This is a genomic window from Pseudomonas brassicacearum subsp. neoaurantiaca, assembly GCF_013608025.1.
GTDB lineage: Bacteria > Pseudomonadota > Gammaproteobacteria > Pseudomonadales > Pseudomonadaceae > Aquipseudomonas.
In genome coordinates, this window is sequence record NZ_VDLV01000033.1 from 171,045 (window position 1) to 190,513 (window position 19,469).

A 19,469-nucleotide genomic window follows, 5' to 3' on the forward strand; every position below is an offset into this window, starting at 1 on the left:
AGCCGGCGGATTCTGGCGTAGTTGTAGGCAGAGGCGCAAGTTGACGTAGTCTTGTGTTGCGCATTTGAAGGACGGGCTTGGAGCCTTTTCCTAGGGACGTGTAGGGCAAATCCCGTGGCGAGGGAGCTTGCTCCCGCTGGGCTGCGCAGCAGACCCTTTTTTGTGAGCGCTTCGCACTGGAGCGCCAGCCCGGTCAAGCGGGAGCAAGCTCCCTCGCTACAATGAATGCAACTGGATGGAATTGCATATTTATGCAAATCAGCATTTGTCTTCTGCGAAAAGAACAAGCACTATGCGCGTTATGCAAAAACGCAACGTTTCTACCGTATTAAGAGCATTGCTCGATCAGCACGGGATCTCCCCTACGGAGCTTCACCGGCGTACCGGCGTGCCTCAGTCCACACTCTCGCGGATCCTCAGCGGCAAGATCGTCGATCCTTCGGATAAACACATTTCGAAGATCGCCGAATATTTTGCCGTCAGCACCGACCAGTTGCGCGGGCGTGCCGATGTTGTGCCCGCCGGTAACAGCCGCCGCGACGAGCCGCATTCCGAACTCAAGGATATAAGCCTGTGGGACGATGACACGCCCGTCGAGGAAGACGAGGTGTCCGTTCCTTTTCTGCGCGAGGTTGAATTGGCTGCTGGATCAGGAAGATTCGTCATCGAGGAAAGCGAGCGCTCCAGCCTGCGTTTCGGCAAGCGCAGCCTGCGCCACAACGGCGTGCAGTTCGATCAGGCAAAGTGTGTGACGGTGCGCGGCAACAGCATGTTGCCGGTGCTGCGCGACGGCGCCACGGTCGGGGTGAATTCGGGCAAATGCGGGATCGGCGACATCGTTGATGGTGACCTCTACGCGATCAATCACAACGGCCAGCTACGGGTAAAACAGCTTTACCGCCTGCCCACCGGCATTCGCCTGCGCAGCTTCAATCGCGATGAGCACCCGGACGAGGACTACACGTTCCAGGAAATGCAGGACGAGCAGATCGTCATCCTAGGTCACGTCTTCTGGTGGGGCATGTACGCCCGTTAACCCCTTCCGCTGTCAGATAAAACCCGCCGCCGTGCGGGTTTTTTTTCGCCTCCTGATAACCCGCGACCCCTGCATTTATGGGGGTTTCATGCGTTTACGCATTCTTCATGCATAAATAAATGCATTTACGCATTGACTGTATATGCATCCATGCATATTCTGTGTCCAAGCCGCTCGACAAAGCGGCTGGCAACAAAGCTCTTTAGTTCCACCAACAGGCAGCGATGAACCGGCCTTAACGGTTCAGAGGGTTGGCAACTGGCCCGGGTGTGCAGCGTAAAGCACCAGAAGCAGTTATCCGGCGGGCAGGGACCGCGGCCGGAGGAACAATTTGAATGGATCCGTACCGCGCCAGTCGCGCCGAAGGATCAAGCGCATTACTGAAAAGCCTGGGCGACCGGGCTTTTTGGAATGCCTGTGCCGCGAGGCAATTCAAACCGCCGCCAATGGGAGGGCTTTCGATGCTGAAGGATTTCAGATGCGGTCATTGCAAAAAACTTCTGGCCCGAATGGGCGAGCACACCGAACTCCAAATCAAATGTTCCCGATGCGGGACATTGAATCATGTGAAGGCCGTTGAGCCTCGAGTGAACGCCGGCGAGCGAACTGCGTGTGGGTAAACCCTGCATGCCATACCCAATGCCAGTCCTCCGCAAACAATCACTCGACTTAATAGGTATCACCATGACCTCTATTAAAAAAACCATTGCCCCGTTCCTGCTGGCCTTCGCTCTTTTCACGGCAACGGGTAACGCCACGGCGGCCAATCTTTTGATCAACGGCAGCTTCGAGCAGCCGGGCTGCGCCAACAGTTGTGTATTGGATACGACGGGAGAGGCTGATTTCATCACCGGTTGGACAACATTCCTGTCTGGAGCGGAGTACTTCAATTTAGCCGCTTCGATCCGTGGTTCCGTAGCGCCTGAAGGTGTGGTGATTGTCGATCTGGCTAATAGCGTTTACGGCAACGGCGGGGGGATTCAGCAGAACTTTGCCACCGTGGTCGGCGCTAAGTATCGCTTGACGTTCAGCGCCGGTAATTCGGTTTACGCCAACCGCTCCGGGGAAGGTGTTATCCAAGTAAAAGTCGCCGGGCAAACCGCAACATTCAACACACCTGCGGCCCGAGGCAGCGTGGTCGAATGGGCCACCATGACCCTGGACTTTACCGCGACCACCACCAGAACAACCCTGGCTTTCTTCAACGAACAGAACCCTTACACAAATTTCGCCTTCATCGACAACGTCATCGTTGAGCGACTGTAGAACTACGCCTGTCTCCAACGTTCACCACTCACCCCCAGGAAGCCTGACATGACAAACGAGCAACAAGCGTTGCTGGACATGCCGATCTGGCTGGTCATCGTGCTCGCCCTGGTGGGCGGGGTGTCCGGCGAGATGTGGCGCGCCGACAAGGAGGGCGCCCGTGGCTGGCCGTTGCTGCGCCGCGTGGTTCTGCGCTCCGGTGCCTGCGTGGTCTGCGGCGTGTCGGCAACGATGCTTTTGTACGCCCTCGGGATGTCGATCTGGAGCGCGTGCGCCTTGGGTTGCCTGACCGCCATGGCCGGAGCCGATGTGGCCATCGGTCTTTACGAGCGCTGGGTCGCCAAGCGAATCGGCATCGGCGAAATACCCCCGCGGGACGTTCCTCCCGACCAGCCGTGAACCTACGTCGCTGATCCATAAAAAAGGAGGCGATCAATGCCCACCCTTATCGAAAAACCCTCGCAGATGTTCTTCGCCATCGCCCAGACACTGCGCGCCATTTATCCCGCCTTGAAAGTCGGCAGTCCCCGAGAGTTCGACGGCACTGACGACCAACCTTGGGTGCTTATCGCCATTGAGCGCGATGCCCCCGGCCACCGTTCCAACAACGGGCGTATCGCCCATGTATTGACGGTGTCACTGCAAGTGGTCATGGCCGTTCCGGGATGGGACGCCTGCGACTTGGCCGCTGAGCTGAAACACCTGGTCATGGATAACCGCTGGGGGCTGTCCGGCGATCAATGCGATCTGCCCACAGAGATCGATGGCCTCCCATCCGCATTCATCAACCCGACACGGCAATACACCGCCTGGACCCTTTCCTTCAGCCAAACCCTGTACCTCGGTCCGACGCTGTTGGATGACCCGCTGGGCATCCCGAAGTTTGCCCGCACCTGGGAAGTGTCGAATATCGACGACCCGGACCAATACACCTCACTTGAGGGCTGAGCCATGTTCGATGCGCTGTTACGGATGCATCTGGGGCCGATCATCGAGCGTCTGGCGCAAATGGAAACCGAGCTGGACGACCTGCATCGGCGCGCGGAGAGTTTCTGCCGCATCGGTGTTTGCCAGGAAGTCGACGCGGCCAGCAATACCTGCAAAGTCAGCCATGGCGGGCTGCTGACGCCGGCGATCCGTTTCTTCAACCCGAGCGCCGGCGCCCAGAGCGAGTCGCGGATTCCGTCCGTGGGCGAGCAGTGCCTGCTGCTGAACCATGGTGGCGGCGACGGCGGCGGGCAAGCGGTGGCCTTGTTCGGCCTCAATGGCGGTCAGTTTCCGCCCGTCTCGACCCAGGCTTCGCTGACGCGTCGCCTCTATCAGGACGGCACGGAAAACGGCTACGACCACGCCAGCCATGTCCTGCATTGGGTGAACGGCCCGGCGACGTTCAGCGGTTCCCGTGAATCGCTCCAGTTGAGCATTGGCCCATCGAGTCTGGTGATGACGCCGCAATCCATCGAACTAAAGCTGGGCGCCGTTGGCATGCGAATCGACGCGGCTGGGGTGCATTTCAGCGGCCCGGTGGTGGATCACCAGGGACGCGTCATCAGTACCGCATAAGAGATTTCCTCATGATTGGAATCGATCGAAATACCGGCGCCACGGTGGACGACTGGCTGCAGTTCGTACAGCGCGCCACCCGTGCCTTGACCACGCCGCTGGGCACTCGCCAGAAACGCCCTTTATATGGCTGCGCATTGACCGAGTTGCTCGGACAGAACCTCGGCGACGACCTGCTGATCCTCGCCCAGAGCCACGCGGCCCAAGCGTTCTACAACCCCCACAACGGCATCGATGACTTCAACCCTGAGGTCATCGTCGCCAGCCGGCACGGTGCCGGATTGCTGCTGCGTTTCGCCGGCACCTGGAAAAACCGCAAACAGACTTTCGAGGTGGTGACATGAGCATGTTGATACCCGGCCAGAACCAACTGGCCGAACCGGCCATCGTCACCGTCGAAGCGTTCGAGGACTTGCTCGCAGAGTTCAAGACCTTTGTGGTCGAGTACGTCGCCGCACGCTCTCCCGCAAGTGCCACCAAGTTGGTGGACAGCCTGGAAAACGAAAGCGAATTGCTGACCCTGGCCCTCGAGGCGTTCTGTGTCCGGCTGCAAACCCACGAACGCAAATACAACGCTCGTATCAAGCAGATGCTGGCGTGGTGGGCCACCGGCACCAACCTCGACGCACGCCTCGCGGACATGGGCCTTGAGCGCCAGTTGCTCGACCCGGGTGACCCTGCGGCATTCCCGCCCGTTCCCCCGGTCTACGAGAGCGATGACGATGCACGGTTGCGCTACTACTTGGCGCCCCACGCCCCGGCGGCTGGCTCGCGCATGCAGTATCGGCGGGAGATTTTTACCTTGGGGCAACGTCCTGTGGTGAAGGTCGAAAATGCCTCGGCGGGTGTGGTGACGGTCACCTACACCTTCGCCCCGGACAGCTACGCCGCCCGGATCAAGGACGGCAACGGACGCCGTACCGCACCCGGCGAAGTCACGGTCACGGTGTTGTCCCGCGACGGCGATGGCACGCCGTCCGAAGCGTTGCTCGACGGCGTCCGTGAGCACTTCGCCCGGCCGGATGTACGGCCGGAGACGGACTTGGTCATCGTGCAGGGCGCGCAAATCAAACCTTACAAAATCCGCGTCGTGGCGAAGATCAATCCCGGGCCTGACTCGGGCCTGACCAAAGCTGCCGCACAGCAACAATTGCAGGAATACGCCGAGGCCTGCCATCGCCTGGAAGGGCGAGTGGACCCGAGCTGGATCGACTACACACTGCACAGCGCTGGCGCGGTTCAGCTGCAGATTCTCGAACCGCTGGCACCGATTGTGACGACGGCTTTCCAGGCGCCGTACTGCACGGGCGTCGAGGTCGAGGTGGACACGTTATGAGTGACGACACATCTCGCCCGAGCTTGCTGCCGGTCAACAGTTCACCGCTGGAGCGGGCGCTGGATCTTGGGTTTGCCCGGTTGCTTGGGCGCATCGATCCGCCGTTTCCGGAGTTGATGAATCCGCAGGAAACACCTTTGGCATTCCTGCCGTATCTGGCGGCGGATCGTGGGGTCAGTGAGTGGAGTTCCGAGGCGGTCGAGGCGGAGAAACGCCTGACGGTAGAACTCGCTTGGCCTACCGCGCGACAAGCCGGGACGCGAACGGCGCTGGAAAACGCCGCCAAGGGTTTGCAACTGAGACCGGAGATCCGGGCCTGGTACGAGCAAACGCCACCTGGCCCGCCCTACAGCTTTTCCGTCAGGGCATTCACTGAGCAGCCCTACAGCGAAACCATCGACGCGCGTCTCGATCGTCGCTTGGCCGACGCAAAAAGCGAGCGCGACATCTTGACGGTTTCCGTCGGCTTGAGTGCCTTCGGCCGTCACGTCATCGGCGCCGCCACGCTGTGCGGCGAGTTGACCACGGTTTATCCGATCGTCATCGAAGGCCTCGAAGCTTCGGGCCAGGCCTTCTTGGCCGCCGCGCTCTACACCGTCGAAACCTCCACTATTTATCCACAGGGGTCCTAAATGGCCGATTACTACACCCTGCTCACCGATGCGGGGATCGCCTACGAAACCGCCTGCAAGGCGGCGGGCACACCGATCAAGCTGTCACAGATATCCGTCGGTGACGGCGGCGGCACCGTCTACAACCCGGCGGCCACCGCTACCGCACTCAAGCGCGAAGTCTGGCGCGGGCCGCTGAATGCGCTGTTCCAGGATGAGAAGAATCCGAGTTGGTTGCTGGCCGAAGTCACCATCCCGTCCGAGGTGGGCGGCTGGTATGTGCGTGAAGCCGGGATTTGGACCGATACCGGGATTCTGTATGCGATTGTCAAATATCCGGAGTCGTTCAAGCCGGTGTTGGCGACGTCCGGTTCGGGGAAAGAGTTTTATATTCGGTCGATATTCGAGACGAGTAATGCCGAGCTGGTGACGTTGTTGATTGACGATACGGTGGTCAAGGCGACGCGGGCTTGGGTTGCAAGCTACGTCGCTGATGAGTTGGCCAAGCTCGACAGGAAACAGTCTGTACGGGTGGCCACGACGGCAAACATCGTGCTGAACGGCGCGCAGACAGTCGACGGTGTTGCCGTGGTGGCTGGGGATCGTGTGCTTGTTAAATCCCAGACGTTGGCGAAAGACAACGGGATCTATGTGGCTGCGAACGGCGCTTGGGGTCGGACAAAGGATGCCGATGCGAGTGCCGAAGTGACTTCGGGGTTGATTGTCTCGGTGGAGGAGGGGACGACGCTTGGTAACACGATCTGGCAGTTGATTACCGATGGGGTGATTGTACTGGGCACCACGGCGTTGGCGTTTCAGAACATCACGCAAGGGTTTGCGCCGCTAAATTCGCCGGTGCTGCTGGGCGTTCCGACAGCACCGACAGTGTTGGGGACCGACAACAGCACCAAAATTGCTACATCTGCTGCCGTACGCGCCATCATGGCTCAATTTGGCTTGGGTTCTTCCGCATTTAACTATACGGGGAGCATCGACGACATCGCGCTAACTGGCGTTTACATGATTTCCAGTGCCTCCACGGGTACCAAACCGGTGATGGAAGGAACCGCGGCGGTTATCCCAAACGGGACGATTTTCCATATGGAGCGTGGGAGTTCCAACATGGCGACCCAGTGGTGGGACTCTCTCGTGAGTAACTCCGTTACGATTGGTTGTATGCGTACGCGCAATTCTGCCGGTGTCTGGACGCCCTGGGAGCATGTGACTTCGGTTGAACGGGTTCGGACTGTTCTGGACACATACGGACTTGGCCCGGATGCCGCAAGAATCCCCCTGATTACCGACTTTTCGGCAGACATAAAGCCAGGGCTCTATCGGGCATTTACGCTGGGGCACCCTGAAGCATCTATCGGAGGGCCGCCAGAAACGAGCGACATTGGCGGTACGTCCATGACGGTGCTGGTTGGCGGTGGCTATCTCACACCCAGCTATAAGACTTTTCTGGCGATCGTCAACCTCAATGCTAACTCTCCAACGCGGGCTTATATCGGTCACAAAGTCACTGCTGGTGAGCCACCGATTTGGAATGAAATCGCGCAAAGCGTCCATCTGCCCTATCGCGCAAAAGTTTACTACAAGGCAGCCGGCGTCTATCAATGGACGGTTCCCGCAAATGTCTGGAAGGTTTACGTGGAGGTTCGCGGTGGTGGCGGAAGCGGCGCCTACGGGGCGTTAGAGACCGGTGCCGGTGGTGGCGGCGCCGGTGGCATCAGCAAGCGACTTGTCTCTGTTACGCCTGGCTCAAAAGTCACGGTGACTGTGGGGGCTGGAGGCGCTTACGTAACAGTTGCCAACACGGTAGGCAATCCGGGCGGGTCTTCTTCCTTCGGTGCACATTGCTCGGCGACAGGCGGCGCAGGGGGACTGGTAATTGGCGGTGCCGGTGCTGGTTACGGCTCTGGCGGCGACTTCAACGGTACGCTCGGTGCTGGAAATCCACCGGTGCGTAATGCGGCCTCTAATGGCGCGATTGGCGGTGCTGGAGGGGGTGGAGAGAGTATTTTCGCCGCAGTTGATACCACCACGCTGATGCAGCCAGGTATGGGAGGGGGCGGCCGCATCGGGACTCGATCTCAGGCCGGTGCCGATGGCTGTGTGCTCATCACCTATTAAGGAGAACTGTATGTTTTGGGCAAGAATTGAAAGCGGGTCGGTGGTCGAAACGACCGATTGTGACCCCTCTGAACGTTTCCACTCGGATCTATTGTGGCAAGCCTGCCCATCCGACGTGCGACCGGGTTGGGCCATCCTCGACGGGGAATTTTTCCCTCCTCCAGTGCAAACCTCTGAGCAAGCCGAGGTCGAACGGGTATGGCGCAGTTTTGAGTTGGTGACCACCGAATGGTTGGTAACACGCCACCGTGACGAACTAGATTTAGGCCTGGTCCCTACGCTGACCGCGAAGCAATTCCCTGAACTGCTTTCCTATCGCCAAGCGCTTCGGGATTGGCCGCAAACATCGGCTTTCCCCAGCGCTGAGTTTCGGCCCATCGCACCACTCTGGATAGCTGAACAATCCCAATAAACGCCCCGCACCGACGGGGCGTTTTCTTATCCATCCAAAACCCAACAGCCCCTTCCTTAAAAAGGGGCTTTTTCATTTCCGGAGAAACCCAAATGGCACCACGCCAAACCTACACCGTCCTCCTCCCATTTCCCTCCGGAGGCGGGCACTGGTCCCGCGCCGGCCAGGAGCTCGACCTGCTCGACGTCGAGGCCAGCGCCTTGCACAGCGCCGGTCGCCTGGAACTGAAAAAAACCGAAGCCGTCGATCCGGCTCCTGCATCCACCCCGGCCAAAAAGGCCACCACCAAAAAGGCTGAATAACCATGGCTGAGGTTTTGAACTTCGAGCACAACGGCATCACCGTCAATGCCACTGAATCTCCCGAGGCCGTGGGTGGCCTGGGGGACAACGTCATCGGTCTGGTCGGCACCGCGCCGAATGCCAATCCGTTGATTCCGAAAAATACTCCGTTCCGCATCAACAGCTTCACCACCCAGGCCCAACTGGACCCGACCGGTGCCGAAGCGGGGACGTTGTTCCATGCGGTCTACCAGATCCTCAAAGTGGTCAAGGTGCCGGTGTACGTGGTCATCGTCGAAGAGGGCGCGACACTGGCCGATACGCAGAACAATGTGATCGGCGGCATCGAGGCGCAGACCGGGCGCAAGTTGGGCCTGGCGGCGTTGAGTGGCGTTGCTGAAGACCTGACCATCATCGGCGCGCCGGGCTTCACCGGCACCAAGGCTGTGGCCGGCGAATTCGCTTCGTTCGGCAAGCGCATCAAGGCCCGTGTGGTGCTCGATGGCAAGGACGCCTCGGTCGCTGATCAAGTGACCTACAGCCAGGAACTGGGCGGCGCCGACCTCGGTTTCGACCGTTGCCTGGTGGTGCACAACATGCCGGCGGTGTATTCCAAGGCCGCGAAGAAAAACGTCTTCCTGGCCCCGTCGAGCCTGGCCATCGCCGCGCTTGCCAAGGTCAAGCAGTGGGAGAGCCCGGGCAACCAGGTGACCTACGCCGAGGACGTCTCGCGCACCGTCGAATACAACATCCTCGACACCTCCACCGAAGGCGATCTGCTCAACCGCTACGGCGTCAGCTACTACGCCCGCACCATCCTCGGCGGCTTCTCGTTGCTGGGCAACCGTTCCATCACCGGCAAATTCATCAGCTACGTCGGCCTGGAAGACGCCATCAGCCGCAAGCTGGTGAAGGCCGGCCAGAAAGCCATGGCCAAGAACCTGACCAAGTCGTTCATGGACCAGGAGGTCAAGCGCATCAACGACTGGCTGCAAACCCTGGTCGCCGACGAAACCATTCCTGGCGGCAGCGTATACCTGCACCCGGAACTGAACAGCGTCGAGAAGTACAAGAACGGCACTTGGTACGTGGTCATCGACTACGGCCGCTACGCGCCGAACGAACACATGATTTATCAACTCAATGCCCGCGATGAAATCATCGAGCAGTTCCTGGAGGACGTTCTCTAATGTTTACCAACCGCGTAAGACAGGCCATCGCGGCCACCCTGCAAGGCCTGCCGTTGTCGGCGACCGTGGAAGATTTCACCCCGCCGAAGATCGAATTCGAAATGGAAGAGATGCGTGGCGGCCGTTTCATTGGCGAGGAAATGGCCAAGGGCGGCAAGGTGCTGACGGCCAAGCTGACGCTGCAAGGCCTCGGCCCGGAAGTCATGTTGGCGCTGGGCGTGAGCGTGGGCGACGACATTTTGCTCAACGTGCGTGAAGCCGGTCAGGACCAGGACGGCAACACCTGGTTCACCTATCACACGGTGGGTGGCAAGTTGAAATCCCTTGAGGAAACCACGCTGAAAATGGGCGAGAAGCCCAAGACCATCCTCGACCTGTCCTGCCGCACCTACAACCGCCTGGAGAACGGCGTGCCGGTGATCGACATCGACGTGCGCACCCAGAAGTTCGTGCTCAACGGCGTAGACATTCTTGGCGATGCACGCCGTGCGGTGTTGCTGCCTTAAACCTTTGCCAGCCGGCAAATGCAGTCCTTGTGGGAGCGAGCTTGCTCGCGATGGCGGAGTATCAGTCGACATCAATAGTGATTGTCAGACCGTTATCGCGAGCAAGCTCGCTCCTACAGGATTTCCATTGATTCACAAGGAATTGATTCCATGTCCTGGACCCCACCTATACATGAGCTGTTGTCGCCGATCACCGCTGACGACGGCTCGCAGATCGAGCAGCTCCCACTCAAGCCGCTGCATTACGCCGCGCAAAAAGACGCCCTGGCCCGCGCTGGCGATGACGAAGACGATCAGTTCTTCGAGTTGGCCAAACTGGCCACCGGCCTATCGGCCAAGGAGCTGGACCAGCTCAAGCGCCCGGACTACGTGAGCATTGCGCAATACGTGCACGAAATGTCCACGCGCCCGGCGTCGTACTTTTTGGATGATCCACAGGTCGATCCCGACCAGATGCAACTGCTGCAACCGCTCGACGTCGCGGGCCGCAGCCTGACCTCGTTGACCCTGGAAATGCCAGTGCTGCGTGCCACCAAGGCGATGAAAAAACTGAAGACGGCCAAGGAACGCGCCGAGTTCATCACCGCCCATTGCACCGGCTTGATGATTCCCGACCTCGATCGGCTGACTGTGCCCGACTGGACCCAGTTGCAGGTACGCATCGATGATTTTTTAAACAAACCGGCGGACTTCTTTCGGAGCGCGACATCGAAGTGATCCTCGATGTGGTGCCGCTCATTTACTCGGTAAGTGAGGCGGAAATCCTGGAGTGGGACGCCGGCAAGGCCTTGCGCCGATACGACATCGCGATCACTCGCCTTGGCATGAAACAGGAGTAGAGCGGGATGGCGGACGATAGATATTCGCTCAGATACGCAGCCTTCGATGAGAGTGGGTTGGCGTTCGGTAATACCAGCCTCACCAGTGGCGTGTCGGGACAAGGCGCGTTCGCCAGGGATCAACTGGCGAGTCTTGATCTGGCATTGGAAACGCTCGGGCTCAAACTCGGGCTGCTGACTACGGCGATCGAATCGCTGACCGTGAAGCTTTCGGCGCAACGATTGTTCTCCCAAGCGATGGGAGCCGATGCCAAGGGTGAGTCGGCCGGTGGGCCAAAGAGCAAGCTGAGTGGCGGTATCGAACCGCCGGCGCTGCTCAAACCCGCGATAGCGATGGATACGGCCATGGCCGATCTGACAAAGGCAACCCAATTTGGGCCTCGCCAGATTCAACAGGTGGCTGAGTCAACCCAACAGATCGCCACCGCGCCACTGGTGGCAGCCGGGGGCACCACGGCGGTAGAAGTGGTGGGGATGCAAAGCCTGGCGGCCAGGAAAGGCATCGGTAGTAATGTGCACGATGCCTCGGAGCGACAGTTGCTCCTGTCGAATTTCGCCTCGGATGCGGGTGTCACTGCGACGGCGTTCGAGATGCCGGCCATGAAGGCCGCCGAAATGCTGGCCGACTGGCGCATCTCCATGAAGCTCAGCGGCGCTCAAGCCTTTGACTTGGCGGACGCAACCAACCAGTTGGGCAAGCTACCCAACGGTGCGAAACCGGCTGAAATCGGCGCGGTCTTGCAGCGTGATGGTGCGGCTGCGACGACGGCAGGCCTGGCCCCCGCGCAAGTCGCAGCGGTGACGGCGGCATTGCTCAATACAGGTACTAAACAAGCTGAGGCCGGCGTGGCGCTGGATAGCTTCACCACGGCCCTGGGCAAAGGTGAGCAGGCCTCCGCCACCGAGCAAACGGCCTGGAAACAGTTGGGCTTGGAACCCAGGGCGGTGGCGAGCGGCTTGCGTGACAAGGATACAGCGGCTGGCACGGTGATGACGGTGCTGGCGGCCTTGAACGCGCAACCGGCCGAAAAGCGCTCGTCTCTTGCCACTACGTTATTCAGCAATGGCGATGAAGCCGTGCTGCGCATGGCGCAGAAACTTCCTGATGTGAACGCAGCTTTCTGGCAGGTGAAAGACCCAAGCCAATATGCGACGTCACAATTGGGAAACGACGGTTCGGTGCGGCAGGACGCCTTGGCGCTGTCAAAAACCCAGCAAGGCCAATTGAACATCCTCAACGCCCGCAGCGAGCGTTTGTCATTGGCCACGGGAAACGCGCTGACGCCTTCGGCGGATAGTTCGTTCCAGTGGCTGGGTTCGCTGGCCGATGGCATGAGTGAGTTGGCTGAATCCTCACCCAAAGCTGCCGCGGCCATCGTGTTGATTGGCGCGGCGATCAAACCGCTGGTGGGCGCGTTGCTCAAGGCGGTAGGGGATGAGATGTCCAATCAGGTGGCCAAGCGGGTGTTGGGTCGAGCCGCCCCGCATCTTCCCGGCCGTTTGGGTGAGGTGATCTCCGAAGACTTCAGAAAGAATTCTAATGGGGACAAGCTGGAGACAAGCAATGCCGGCCAGCGTCCCGAACCCAGGAGAGGGCCGAAAATACGCGTCAGTTCACGAGGCTCACTCGGGCCAACCGCCTCATTACGCTCGTTGACTCGCCGTGCGCCCGGCCCATTGAAATTAGTCGGCGCCGTCGCTGATGTGGCCGAGGGTGTGCTTACCGGTGACAAACGGATGATAGGTGCCGGCCTCGGAGCCGCAGGTGGCGGCTGGGCAGGCGCTGCTGCGGGGTCTGCGGCCGGTGCCGCTTTGGGAAGTGTCGTGCCGGTGCTCGGCACGGCCATTGGTGGTGTGCTTGGCGGACTGTTGGGCGGCTGGCTGGGGAGCGATGCCGGCGCGTCTCTGGGCGAAAAACTCGTCGCCCCCGTCGACAGACTCGCTGCTCCAGATCAGGTCAGCAAAGACCTGACCGGCACCCAGGCGAGCAGTCAGCAAAACACCCTGACCGCGAACATCTACATCAACGGCCAGGATCAGGCCAGTGCCGCCCAATTGGCGAACCTGGTTGTGCAACAGATCGCCAGCCAATTCCAACTTATGCCCAACTCGCTCGCCATGCGCAGTGACGCGGCCCTGACCGATGGAGTGACCTGATGCGTCAGCAAATGGCCTTGGGCAGTTTCATTTTTGGCCTCTCCCGCAATTTCGCTTACCACTCGCTGGTTCGCACGTCGGATGGTGGCTGGAAAAACATCGACATCCTCACTAGCAAACCCAAGTCCAGCCAGGTCGGCCAAGGCCTGCAAGGGCTGGTGATCACCGGCAAGTCGATGTACGCGACCGCCATGGATCGCCTCGACGAACTGCGAGCGCTGCAAGCCTTGCGCATCCCATTGCCGTTGGTCGATGGCATCGGCCGTAACTGGGGCTTGTGGCAGATCAACAAGGTTTCGGAAACCCAGACCGAGATCATCGACGACGGCACGGCGATGGTGGTCGGCTGGGTGATTGAATTGACGGAGTTCGCCAATGCGTAGGGTTCGAAGTATCGCCGGTGACTCGGTGAATCTGTTGCTGTACCGCGAGCTCGGGCGTTGTGATGACGCCGTTGAAGAAGCGCTCTGGCTGCTCAATCCAGGATTGGCGGAATGGGGCCCGGTATTGCCGGCGGGTGTGTGGGTGGTCTTGCCGGAAGTGGACCTCAAACCGGTGGCAACCCCACCGGTTTCGGCCTGGGATTAAGGAGGCGACATGTCATTGGGTTTCACGCCTGCGGTTGAAATTTATGGCGCGAACGCTGCGTTGCTTAACGAGCGTCTGCTCAAGTGGGAGCATGTCGACGCGGCGGGGATCGAGTCCGATCAGCTGACGCTCACCCTCAGCTTGGACGGGCTGGAAGGGTTGCCCAGCCTGGGTGGGAAAATCGGCCTGCGGGTCGGTTATCTGGAGTCGGGTCTGGTGGACAAAGGTGAGTTCGTCATCACTCGGCGCACGCCGTTCCTGTTCCCGCTACAACTGGTGCTGGTGGCTATGGCGGCGCCGTTCAGCGCGGCGGACCAGACCGGTTTCAAGCAGCGCCGATCCGCCAGCCATGGCCCGACGACCTTGGGGGCGCTGTTTCGTCAGCTGACCTCCAGGCACGGGTTTTCGCCCCGTGTGGCGCCGGAGCTTTCGCTGATTAAAATCCAGCACATTGACCAATCCAACGAAACCGACATGGGCTTCCTGACGCGCCTGGCTCATCGTTATGACGCCGTCGCCAAACCGGTCAACGAGTTGTATGTACTGGCTCGGCGCGGCCAGGCGAAGTCGTTGTCGGGCAAGGTCCTGCCCGAGATGAAGCTGTCGGTGACGACAAACAATCGCCCGGGCGACCACGCCTTCATCTCCGCTGTGCTGGATGAAAACGCCCGGGCGAAATACCAGGGCTGCAAGACGACGTGGTGGGATGCGGAGGCTGGCAAGGTCCGTGTCGAAGAAAGCGGCATCGCACCGTTCAAGACCCTTCGCCAGCGTTTCCAGAGCGCAGACGATGCCCGCGCGGCCGGTGAAGGCGAGGTGCGCCGGATGATGCGCGAAGCCCTCAAGGTGAAGATCGAATGCCCTGGCAACCCGTGGCTGGCTGCCGAAGGCATCGTGCTGCTGGACCCCTCCTGGCCGGATTTCATGCGTGGTCGCTGGTCGATCGACAAGGTCACTGCCAGCGGCAGCCGGGAAAGGAGCTACCGCTGCAGCATCGACGCGACCTGCCTGGACGCCAGGGAGTGATGCCAACCGTTACGTAGCATCAAGGAGAACGCTATGCCAATCACGCAGGCACAACTGCTGCGTATCCTTCCAAACGCCGGCATCAACGCCGGCGTTTTTGCACCTGTGCTCAACGCTGCCATGGGGCGCTTTCACATCATCAGCTCGAAGCGCATCGCCGCGTTCCTGGCCCAGGTCGGTCATGAATCCGGCCAACTGCGTTACGTGCGGGAGCTGGGCAGCGAGCAATACCTGAGCAAATACGACATCGGAACCCTGGCCGTCCGCCTGGGCAATTCGCCCCAGGCCGACGGCGATGGCCAGAAGTATCGCGGCCGGGGGTTGATCCAGATTACCGGCCACGACAATTACCTTCGTTGCAGCCTGGGATTGTTTGGCGATGAGCGCCTGCTGGCCTTGCCCGAACTGCTGGAACAACCGCAATGGGCCGCCGAGTCTGCCGCGTGGTTCTGGGAGCGGAACGGCTTGAACGAGCTGGCTGATCGTGACCAATTCAACAGCATCACGCGACGCATCAATGGTGGTTTGAATGGGTTGCAGGATCGCTTGCAACTCTGGGCCAGGGCGAGGGAGGTGTTATGCCAGCCTTCGGCCTGATGTCTTTTTCTTTGCGCTCGCTTGGTGTCGTGATGTTGCTGATGCTGTTGATCGGCGGTCCCGCGATGGTGATGTGGCGGCTCCAGGATTGGCGATACGGCAAGCAGTTGGCGCAGCTGGCGCAGTCGCAGTCCGAAACCCTGAATCAAATCACCCAGGCATCTGTGATGCAGCAAAAGGTTGAGCAAGACAAACGTCTTGCCCTGGAGCAGCAGCTCTCCGCCAGCGAACAAACCCACTACCGAGCCCTGAGCGATGCCCAACGTGACCAGGATCGCCTGCGCGATCGCCTTGCTACTGCCGATGTCCGGCTGTCAGTCCTCCTCGACGCCGACGATGTTGCCGCCGGTTGCGCAGTGCCTGCCGCCGCCGGCACCAGCAGAGTGGATCATGGCGCCCCACGCGCCCGACTTGACCCGGCGCATGCTCAACGAATTATCGCCATCACCGACGAGGGCGACCGTGGATTGATCGCCTTGCAGGCTTGCCAGGCCTATGTCCGGGCGCTGCGCCAGTGATCCGCCGAGCCTTGCAAGCTTCGAATGCTCGTGTACGGTAGGCGCCAATCGCGTTGAATCAGGAGAGCATCATGGACGACATTACCGAGCAGGCCGCTGAACTGGGCAGGCGCTTGCAGTTGCTCAATGCCCATGTCACCACCGCCGAGTCCTGCACTGGTGGCGGGATTGCCGAGGCGATCACCCGGATACCGGGGAGCTCGGCCTGGTTCGAGGCCGGTTTTGTCACCTATTCCAATCGCCAGAAGACCCAGCAGTTGAGTGTGCCCGACGAGTTGTTCGAGAAAGTGGGCGCGGTCAGCCGTGAGGTGGTGGAAGCCATGGCGCGGGGCGCGCAGCAGAAAAGCCTGGCGCGTTTCGCCGTGGCGGTCAGCGGCGTGGCCGGGCCGGATGGCGGCTCGCCGAGCAAGCCAGTGGGCACCGTGTGGTTGGCCTGGGCCGTTGGCGAAGCGGTGTTCAGCGAGCAGAAGTTCCTTCCGGGCAACCGCGACGAGGTCCGCCGACAAACGGTGAAGGCCGCGCTAGACGGGCTGTTACAACATGCCGCCGGAGAAATCTCAAATCAGGGGTAGGCGATCCCCGATCGCTGTGGAATAATACTGGCTACTTATACAGGTGTTGGCCGTCAGGCCTTATTGATTACGTGAGGACTTTAATGGACGACAACAAGAAGAAAGCCTTGGCTGCGGCCTTGGGTCAGATCGAACGTCAATTCGGCAAGGGTGCCGTAATGCGTATGGGCGATCAGGACCGTCAGGCTATTCCTTCCATCTCCACCGGCTCCCTGGGCCTGGACATCGCGCTTGGCATCGGCGGCTTGCCAAAAGGTCGTATTGTTGAAATCTACGGTCCTGAATCCTCCGGTAAAACCACGCTGACCCTGTCCGTGATCGCCCAGGCTCAAAAAGCCGGCGCGACTTGCGCCTTCGTCGATGCCGAACACGCCCTGGACCCGGAATACGCCGGCAAGCTGGGCGTCAACGTAGATGACCTGCTGGTTTCCCAGCCGGACACCGGCGAGCAGGCCCTGGAAATCACCGACATGCTGGTGCGTTCCAACGCGGTAGACGTGATCATCGTCGACTCCGTGGCAGCACTGGTACCAAAAGCGGAAATCGAAGGTGAAATGGGCGACATGCACGTGGGCCTCCAGGCTCGCCTGATGTCCCAGGCCCTGCGCAAGATCACCGGTAACATCAAGAACGCCAACTGCCTGGTGATTTTCATCAACCAGATCCGCATGAAGATCGGCGTGATGTTCGGCAGCCCTGAAACCACCACCGGTGGTAACGCGTTGAAGTTCTACGCTTCGGTTCGCCTCGACATCCGCCGCACTGGCGCGGTGAAAGAAGGTGATGAGGTTGTCGGCAGCGAAACCCGCGTCAAGGTTGTGAAGAACAAAGTGGCGTCCCCGTTCCGCCAGGCTGAATTCCAGATCCTGTACGGCAAGGGCATCTACCTCAATGGTGAGATGATCGACCTGGGTGTGTTGCACGGTTTTGTCGAGAAGTCGGGCGCCTGGTATGCCTACAACGGTACCAAGATCGGTCAGGGCAAAGCCAACTCGGCCAAGTTCCTGGCGGACAACCCGGAAGTGGCAGCAGCCCTCGAGAAGCAATTGCGCGACAAACTTTTGAGCCCGGTCGCCGACGTCAAATCCGTGGCCAATCGCGAGACGGCTGACGATCTGGCTGACGCTGATATCTGATCGATCCGATGACCGCTGAGCTCGATACCCTCGTCGCGGTGCGGCGAACCGCAATGGACCTGCTCGCAAGGCGCGAGCATGGTCGAGTTGAACTGACCCGTAAATTGCGTCAGCGCGGTGCTTCCGATGAGTTGATCGATACCGCCCTTGACCGTTTGATGGAAGAGGGCCTGTTGTCGGAAGCGCGTTACCTTGAGAGTTTTGTCTCTTATCGCGCTCGCTCCGGCTACGGTCCGATGCGGATTCGCGAAGAACTTGGCCAGCGTGGCCTGCAACGTCCGGATATTGAACTTGCCTTGCGCGAAAGCGGTATCGATTGGCAGGAACAGCTGATGGAAACCTGGCGTCGCAAGTTCTCCGGACATCTGCCTGTTGATGCCAAGGAGCGAGCCAAGCAGGGGCGCTTCCTGGCGTATCGGGGATATTCCATGGAAATGATCAACCGTTTGTTCAGCGGTCGTGGCATGGATGATTGAATAAAAAACGGCCCGCTATTTCGATAGCGGGCCGTTTTTTTATGGGCCTCAAGTGACCTTGATCGGTTCCCAGGTGAGCGGGTGGACCTTGGTGGAAGGTTGAGCCCAGTTTTCCGGCAGATTGATGTAATCCACCAATGCCCTTAAACGGCCGTGATCCCGGGCATTGAACGTAAATGCCAATCGCGTCAGATGACTGAAAGGCGCTTCCTCGGGTTCTTCGCCGCTATAGGCATGCTGATGAAAACAGTCGTTCAGGCACAGGTCGGCAAATTCGACCTGCATCTGCTGCAACGCCTGTTCATTGAGTTTGTGATTCATGCGAATCACGAATTGATGCTTGAGCCAGCGGCTGGAATGGAAGTTGCGATAGAACTGATTGATTTCCTCTACAGCTTCCTCGGCGCTATACACCAGACGCATCAACTTCATGTCGGTCGGCAGGATGTAGCGGTTCTCCTCCAATTGTTCGCGGATGAAGTCCAGGGCGCTCTGCCAGAACTTGCCGCCGGGCGCGTCCAGCAGCACTACTGGCACTAATGGGCTCTTGCCGGTCTGCACCAGCGTCAAAACCTCCAGCGCTTCATCCAGGGTGCCGAAACCGCCCGGGCAGAGCACCAGTGCGTCGGCTTCCTTGACGAAAAACAGCTTGCGGGTGAAGAAGAAGTGGAACGGCAATAGGTTTTGCGTGCCTTCGACGGTCGGGTTGGCGTGCTGTTCGAAGGGCAGGGTGATGTTGAATCCCAGGCTATGCTCCCGGCCCGCGCCTTCATGGGCTGCGGCCATGATTCCGCCGCCGGCGCCAGTGATGACCATCATGTCCGAGCGAGCCAGCGCCGCGCCCAGTTCGCGTGCCAGCCCATAGAGTGGATGCTCAATGGGCGTTCGGGCCGAGCCAAAGACCGTCACCTTGCGGCGCCCCTTGAATTGTTCAAGCGTGCGAAACGCGTGCTCCAGTTCGCGCAGGGCCTGAAGGGTAATCTTGGCATTCCAGCGGTTGTGATCTTCCTGGGCCATGCGCAGCACGGTCAGGATCATGTCGCGGTAGATGGGGAGGTTGGGGCTGTTGGGCGATACCAGGTTGAGTTGCTCTTCGACCCTGCGGGTGAGGTCGTGGCCATGCTTCTCAAAATGACGGCTGAGCAGATCATTCGGTTTGTACGGCATTCAGCTTCTCCTTCTGGACAGAACCCCCGGCCCCGGCGAGAGATTCGTCAGGGCCGCGA

At 59.9% G+C, this 19,469-nt stretch carries 25 protein-coding genes; 24 read left to right on the forward strand and 1 reads right to left on the reverse strand.

The genetic code is table 11. The features are described from left to right. Positions 1 to 301: 301 nt before the first annotated feature. The 24 genes from FHK92_RS18045 (at position 302) to recX (ending at position 18,243) form a co-directional block, all read left to right on the forward strand. Positions 302 to 1,036: a LexA family transcriptional regulator gene (locus tag FHK92_RS18045; protein ID WP_181289370.1), complete on the forward strand. Its 735-nt coding sequence runs from the start codon at positions 302 to 304 to the stop codon at positions 1,034 to 1,036. 461 nt (positions 1,037 to 1,497) lie between these two features. Beyond that, positions 1,498 to 1,656: a Com family DNA-binding transcriptional regulator gene (locus FHK92_RS18050; protein WP_181289371.1), complete on the forward strand. Its 159-nt coding sequence runs from the start codon at positions 1,498 to 1,500 to the stop codon at positions 1,654 to 1,656. Positions 1,657 to 1,720: 64 nt separating this feature from the next. Continuing rightward, the gene (locus FHK92_RS18055) at positions 1,721 to 2,302 is read left to right on the forward strand and encodes a DUF642 domain-containing protein (protein ID WP_181289239.1); all 582 of its coding nucleotides are present in this window, start codon (positions 1,721 to 1,723) and stop codon (positions 2,300 to 2,302) included. A 48-nt stretch (positions 2,303 to 2,350) separates the two neighbouring features. Continuing rightward, a complete protein-coding gene (locus tag FHK92_RS18060; RefSeq protein ID WP_181289240.1) occupies positions 2,351 to 2,701 on the forward strand; it encodes a phage holin family protein in 351 nt (116 codons plus the stop codon). Positions 2,702 to 2,737: 36 nt separating this feature from the next. Then, on the forward strand, positions 2,738 to 3,250 hold the full coding sequence (locus FHK92_RS18065) for a hypothetical protein (protein WP_181289241.1): 513 nt from the start codon (positions 2,738 to 2,740) through the stop codon (positions 3,248 to 3,250). Between the two features lie 3 nt (positions 3,251 to 3,253). Next, positions 3,254 to 3,865 (forward strand): phage baseplate assembly protein V, encoded by a 612-nt coding sequence (locus tag FHK92_RS18070; protein ID WP_181289242.1) that lies wholly within the window; start codon positions 3,254 to 3,256, stop codon positions 3,863 to 3,865. A gap of 11 nt (positions 3,866 to 3,876) precedes the next feature. Beyond that, a complete protein-coding gene (locus tag FHK92_RS18075) occupies positions 3,877 to 4,209 on the forward strand; it encodes a phage baseplate protein (protein ID WP_181289243.1) in 333 nt (110 codons plus the stop codon). Beyond that, entirely contained in the window at positions 4,206 to 5,201 is a 996-nt protein-coding gene (locus tag FHK92_RS18080; RefSeq protein WP_181289244.1) for a baseplate J/gp47 family protein, read from the forward strand. The genes FHK92_RS18075 and FHK92_RS18080 overlap by 4 nt, the downstream gene beginning before the upstream one ends. Further along, positions 5,198 to 5,833 carry a phage tail protein I gene (locus FHK92_RS18085; protein WP_181289245.1) on the forward strand — a complete coding sequence of 212 codons (636 nt, stop codon included), beginning with the start codon at positions 5,198 to 5,200 and terminating at the stop codon, positions 5,831 to 5,833. The genes FHK92_RS18080 and FHK92_RS18085 overlap by 4 nt, the downstream gene beginning before the upstream one ends. After that, positions 5,834 to 7,945: a phage tail protein gene (locus FHK92_RS27830; RefSeq protein ID WP_258232682.1), complete on the forward strand. Its 2,112-nt coding sequence runs from the start codon at positions 5,834 to 5,836 to the stop codon at positions 7,943 to 7,945. It begins immediately after the preceding gene. Between the two features lie 10 nt (positions 7,946 to 7,955). Beyond that, positions 7,956 to 8,357 carry a phage tail assembly chaperone gene (locus FHK92_RS18095; protein WP_258232683.1) on the forward strand — a complete coding sequence of 134 codons (402 nt, stop codon included), beginning with the start codon at positions 7,956 to 7,958 and terminating at the stop codon, positions 8,355 to 8,357. 92 nt (positions 8,358 to 8,449) lie between these two features. Then, positions 8,450 to 8,659 (forward strand): hypothetical protein, encoded by a 210-nt coding sequence (locus FHK92_RS18100; protein WP_181289247.1) that lies wholly within the window; start codon positions 8,450 to 8,452, stop codon positions 8,657 to 8,659. A gap of 2 nt (positions 8,660 to 8,661) precedes the next feature. Next, positions 8,662 to 9,828 (forward strand): phage tail protein, encoded by a 1,167-nt coding sequence (locus FHK92_RS18105; protein WP_181289248.1) that lies wholly within the window; start codon positions 8,662 to 8,664, stop codon positions 9,826 to 9,828. Next, on the forward strand, positions 9,828 to 10,334 hold the full coding sequence (locus FHK92_RS18110; RefSeq protein WP_181289249.1) for a phage major tail tube protein: 507 nt from the start codon (positions 9,828 to 9,830) through the stop codon (positions 10,332 to 10,334). The genes FHK92_RS18105 and FHK92_RS18110 overlap by 1 nt, the downstream gene beginning before the upstream one ends. Positions 10,335 to 10,484: 150 nt before the next feature. Next, entirely contained in the window at positions 10,485 to 11,051 is a 567-nt protein-coding gene (locus FHK92_RS18115) for a phage tail assembly protein (RefSeq protein ID WP_181289250.1), read from the forward strand. A gap of 128 nt (positions 11,052 to 11,179) precedes the next feature. Then, the gene (locus FHK92_RS18120) at positions 11,180 to 13,330 is read left to right on the forward strand and encodes a phage tail tape measure protein (protein ID WP_181289251.1); all 2,151 of its coding nucleotides are present in this window, start codon (positions 11,180 to 11,182) and stop codon (positions 13,328 to 13,330) included. Next, on the forward strand, positions 13,330 to 13,713 hold the full coding sequence (locus FHK92_RS18125) for a phage tail protein (protein ID WP_181289252.1): 384 nt from the start codon (positions 13,330 to 13,332) through the stop codon (positions 13,711 to 13,713). Before FHK92_RS18120 ends, FHK92_RS18125 begins: the two co-directional genes overlap by 1 nt. After that, positions 13,706 to 13,918, forward strand: coding sequence for a tail protein X (locus tag FHK92_RS18130; protein ID WP_181289253.1), 213 nt, complete (start codon positions 13,706 to 13,708; stop codon positions 13,916 to 13,918). Before FHK92_RS18125 ends, FHK92_RS18130 begins: the two co-directional genes overlap by 8 nt. 9 nt (positions 13,919 to 13,927) lie before the next feature. Beyond that, positions 13,928 to 14,944 carry a contractile injection system protein, VgrG/Pvc8 family gene (locus FHK92_RS18135; RefSeq protein WP_181289254.1) on the forward strand — a complete coding sequence of 339 codons (1,017 nt, stop codon included), beginning with the start codon at positions 13,928 to 13,930 and terminating at the stop codon, positions 14,942 to 14,944. Positions 14,945 to 14,977: 33 nt separating this feature from the next. Further along, positions 14,978 to 15,541 carry a glycoside hydrolase family 19 protein gene (locus tag FHK92_RS18140; protein ID WP_181289255.1) on the forward strand — a complete coding sequence of 188 codons (564 nt, stop codon included), beginning with the start codon at positions 14,978 to 14,980 and terminating at the stop codon, positions 15,539 to 15,541. Then, complete coding sequence (locus FHK92_RS18145; protein WP_181289256.1) at positions 15,523 to 16,059, forward strand: lysis system i-spanin subunit Rz; 537 nt, start codon at positions 15,523 to 15,525, stop codon at positions 16,057 to 16,059. Before FHK92_RS18140 ends, FHK92_RS18145 begins: the two co-directional genes overlap by 19 nt. Positions 16,060 to 16,130: 71 nt before the next feature. After that, positions 16,131 to 16,631: a CinA family protein gene (locus FHK92_RS18150; RefSeq protein ID WP_181289257.1), complete on the forward strand. Its 501-nt coding sequence runs from the start codon at positions 16,131 to 16,133 to the stop codon at positions 16,629 to 16,631. A gap of 83 nt (positions 16,632 to 16,714) precedes the next feature. Next, a complete protein-coding gene (gene recA, locus FHK92_RS18155) occupies positions 16,715 to 17,767 on the forward strand; it encodes a recombinase RecA (RefSeq protein WP_003198351.1) in 1,053 nt (350 codons plus the stop codon). An 8-nt stretch (positions 17,768 to 17,775) separates the two neighbouring features. Continuing rightward, entirely contained in the window at positions 17,776 to 18,243 is a 468-nt protein-coding gene (gene recX, locus FHK92_RS18160; RefSeq protein WP_181289258.1) for a recombination regulator RecX, read from the forward strand. A 48-nt stretch (positions 18,244 to 18,291) separates the two neighbouring features. On the opposite strand, the gene FHK92_RS18165 is transcribed toward recX, so the two are convergent. Then, the gene (locus tag FHK92_RS18165; RefSeq protein ID WP_181289259.1) at positions 18,292 to 19,410 is read right to left on the reverse strand and encodes an LOG family protein; all 1,119 of its coding nucleotides are present in this window, start codon (positions 19,408 to 19,410) and stop codon (positions 18,292 to 18,294) included. Positions 19,411 to 19,469: the final 59 nt, after the last annotated feature.

Bases quoted from the DNA above. Each gene is read 5' to 3' on its own strand.
- FHK92_RS18045 (WP_181289370.1), top strand. From the start codon at position 302: ATGCAAAAACGCAACGTTTCTACCGTATTAAGAGCATTGCTCGATCAG.
- FHK92_RS18050 (WP_181289371.1), top strand. From the start codon at position 1,498: ATGCTGAAGGATTTCAGATGCGGTCATTGCAAAAAACTTCTGGCCCGA.
- FHK92_RS18055 (WP_181289239.1), top strand. From the start codon at position 1,721: ATGACCTCTATTAAAAAAACCATTGCCCCGTTCCTGCTGGCCTTCGCT.
- FHK92_RS18060 (WP_181289240.1), top strand. From the start codon at position 2,351: ATGACAAACGAGCAACAAGCGTTGCTGGACATGCCGATCTGGCTGGTC.
- FHK92_RS18065 (WP_181289241.1), top strand. From the start codon at position 2,738: ATGCCCACCCTTATCGAAAAACCCTCGCAGATGTTCTTCGCCATCGCC.
- FHK92_RS18070 (WP_181289242.1), top strand. From the start codon at position 3,254: ATGTTCGATGCGCTGTTACGGATGCATCTGGGGCCGATCATCGAGCGT.
- FHK92_RS18075 (WP_181289243.1), top strand. From the start codon at position 3,877: ATGATTGGAATCGATCGAAATACCGGCGCCACGGTGGACGACTGGCTG.
- FHK92_RS18080 (WP_181289244.1), top strand. From the start codon at position 4,206: ATGAGCATGTTGATACCCGGCCAGAACCAACTGGCCGAACCGGCCATC.
- FHK92_RS18085 (WP_181289245.1), top strand. From the start codon at position 5,198: ATGAGTGACGACACATCTCGCCCGAGCTTGCTGCCGGTCAACAGTTCA.
- FHK92_RS27830 (WP_258232682.1), top strand. From the start codon at position 5,834: ATGGCCGATTACTACACCCTGCTCACCGATGCGGGGATCGCCTACGAA.
- FHK92_RS18095 (WP_258232683.1), top strand. From the start codon at position 7,956: ATGTTTTGGGCAAGAATTGAAAGCGGGTCGGTGGTCGAAACGACCGAT.
- FHK92_RS18100 (WP_181289247.1), top strand. From the start codon at position 8,450: ATGGCACCACGCCAAACCTACACCGTCCTCCTCCCATTTCCCTCCGGA.
- FHK92_RS18105 (WP_181289248.1), top strand. From the start codon at position 8,662: ATGGCTGAGGTTTTGAACTTCGAGCACAACGGCATCACCGTCAATGCC.
- FHK92_RS18110 (WP_181289249.1), top strand. From the start codon at position 9,828: ATGTTTACCAACCGCGTAAGACAGGCCATCGCGGCCACCCTGCAAGGC.
- FHK92_RS18115 (WP_181289250.1), top strand. From the start codon at position 10,485: ATGTCCTGGACCCCACCTATACATGAGCTGTTGTCGCCGATCACCGCT.
- FHK92_RS18120 (WP_181289251.1), top strand. From the start codon at position 11,180: ATGGCGGACGATAGATATTCGCTCAGATACGCAGCCTTCGATGAGAGT.
- FHK92_RS18125 (WP_181289252.1), top strand. From the start codon at position 13,330: ATGCGTCAGCAAATGGCCTTGGGCAGTTTCATTTTTGGCCTCTCCCGC.
- FHK92_RS18130 (WP_181289253.1), top strand. From the start codon at position 13,706: ATGCGTAGGGTTCGAAGTATCGCCGGTGACTCGGTGAATCTGTTGCTG.
- FHK92_RS18135 (WP_181289254.1), top strand. From the start codon at position 13,928: ATGTCATTGGGTTTCACGCCTGCGGTTGAAATTTATGGCGCGAACGCT.
- FHK92_RS18140 (WP_181289255.1), top strand. From the start codon at position 14,978: ATGCCAATCACGCAGGCACAACTGCTGCGTATCCTTCCAAACGCCGGC.
- FHK92_RS18145 (WP_181289256.1), top strand. From the start codon at position 15,523: ATGCCAGCCTTCGGCCTGATGTCTTTTTCTTTGCGCTCGCTTGGTGTC.
- FHK92_RS18150 (WP_181289257.1), top strand. From the start codon at position 16,131: ATGGACGACATTACCGAGCAGGCCGCTGAACTGGGCAGGCGCTTGCAG.
- recA (WP_003198351.1), top strand. From the start codon at position 16,715: ATGGACGACAACAAGAAGAAAGCCTTGGCTGCGGCCTTGGGTCAGATC.
- recX (WP_181289258.1), top strand. From the start codon at position 17,776: ATGACCGCTGAGCTCGATACCCTCGTCGCGGTGCGGCGAACCGCAATG.
- FHK92_RS18165 (WP_181289259.1), bottom strand. From the start codon at position 19,410: ATGCCGTACAAACCGAATGATCTGCTCAGCCGTCATTTTGAGAAGCAT.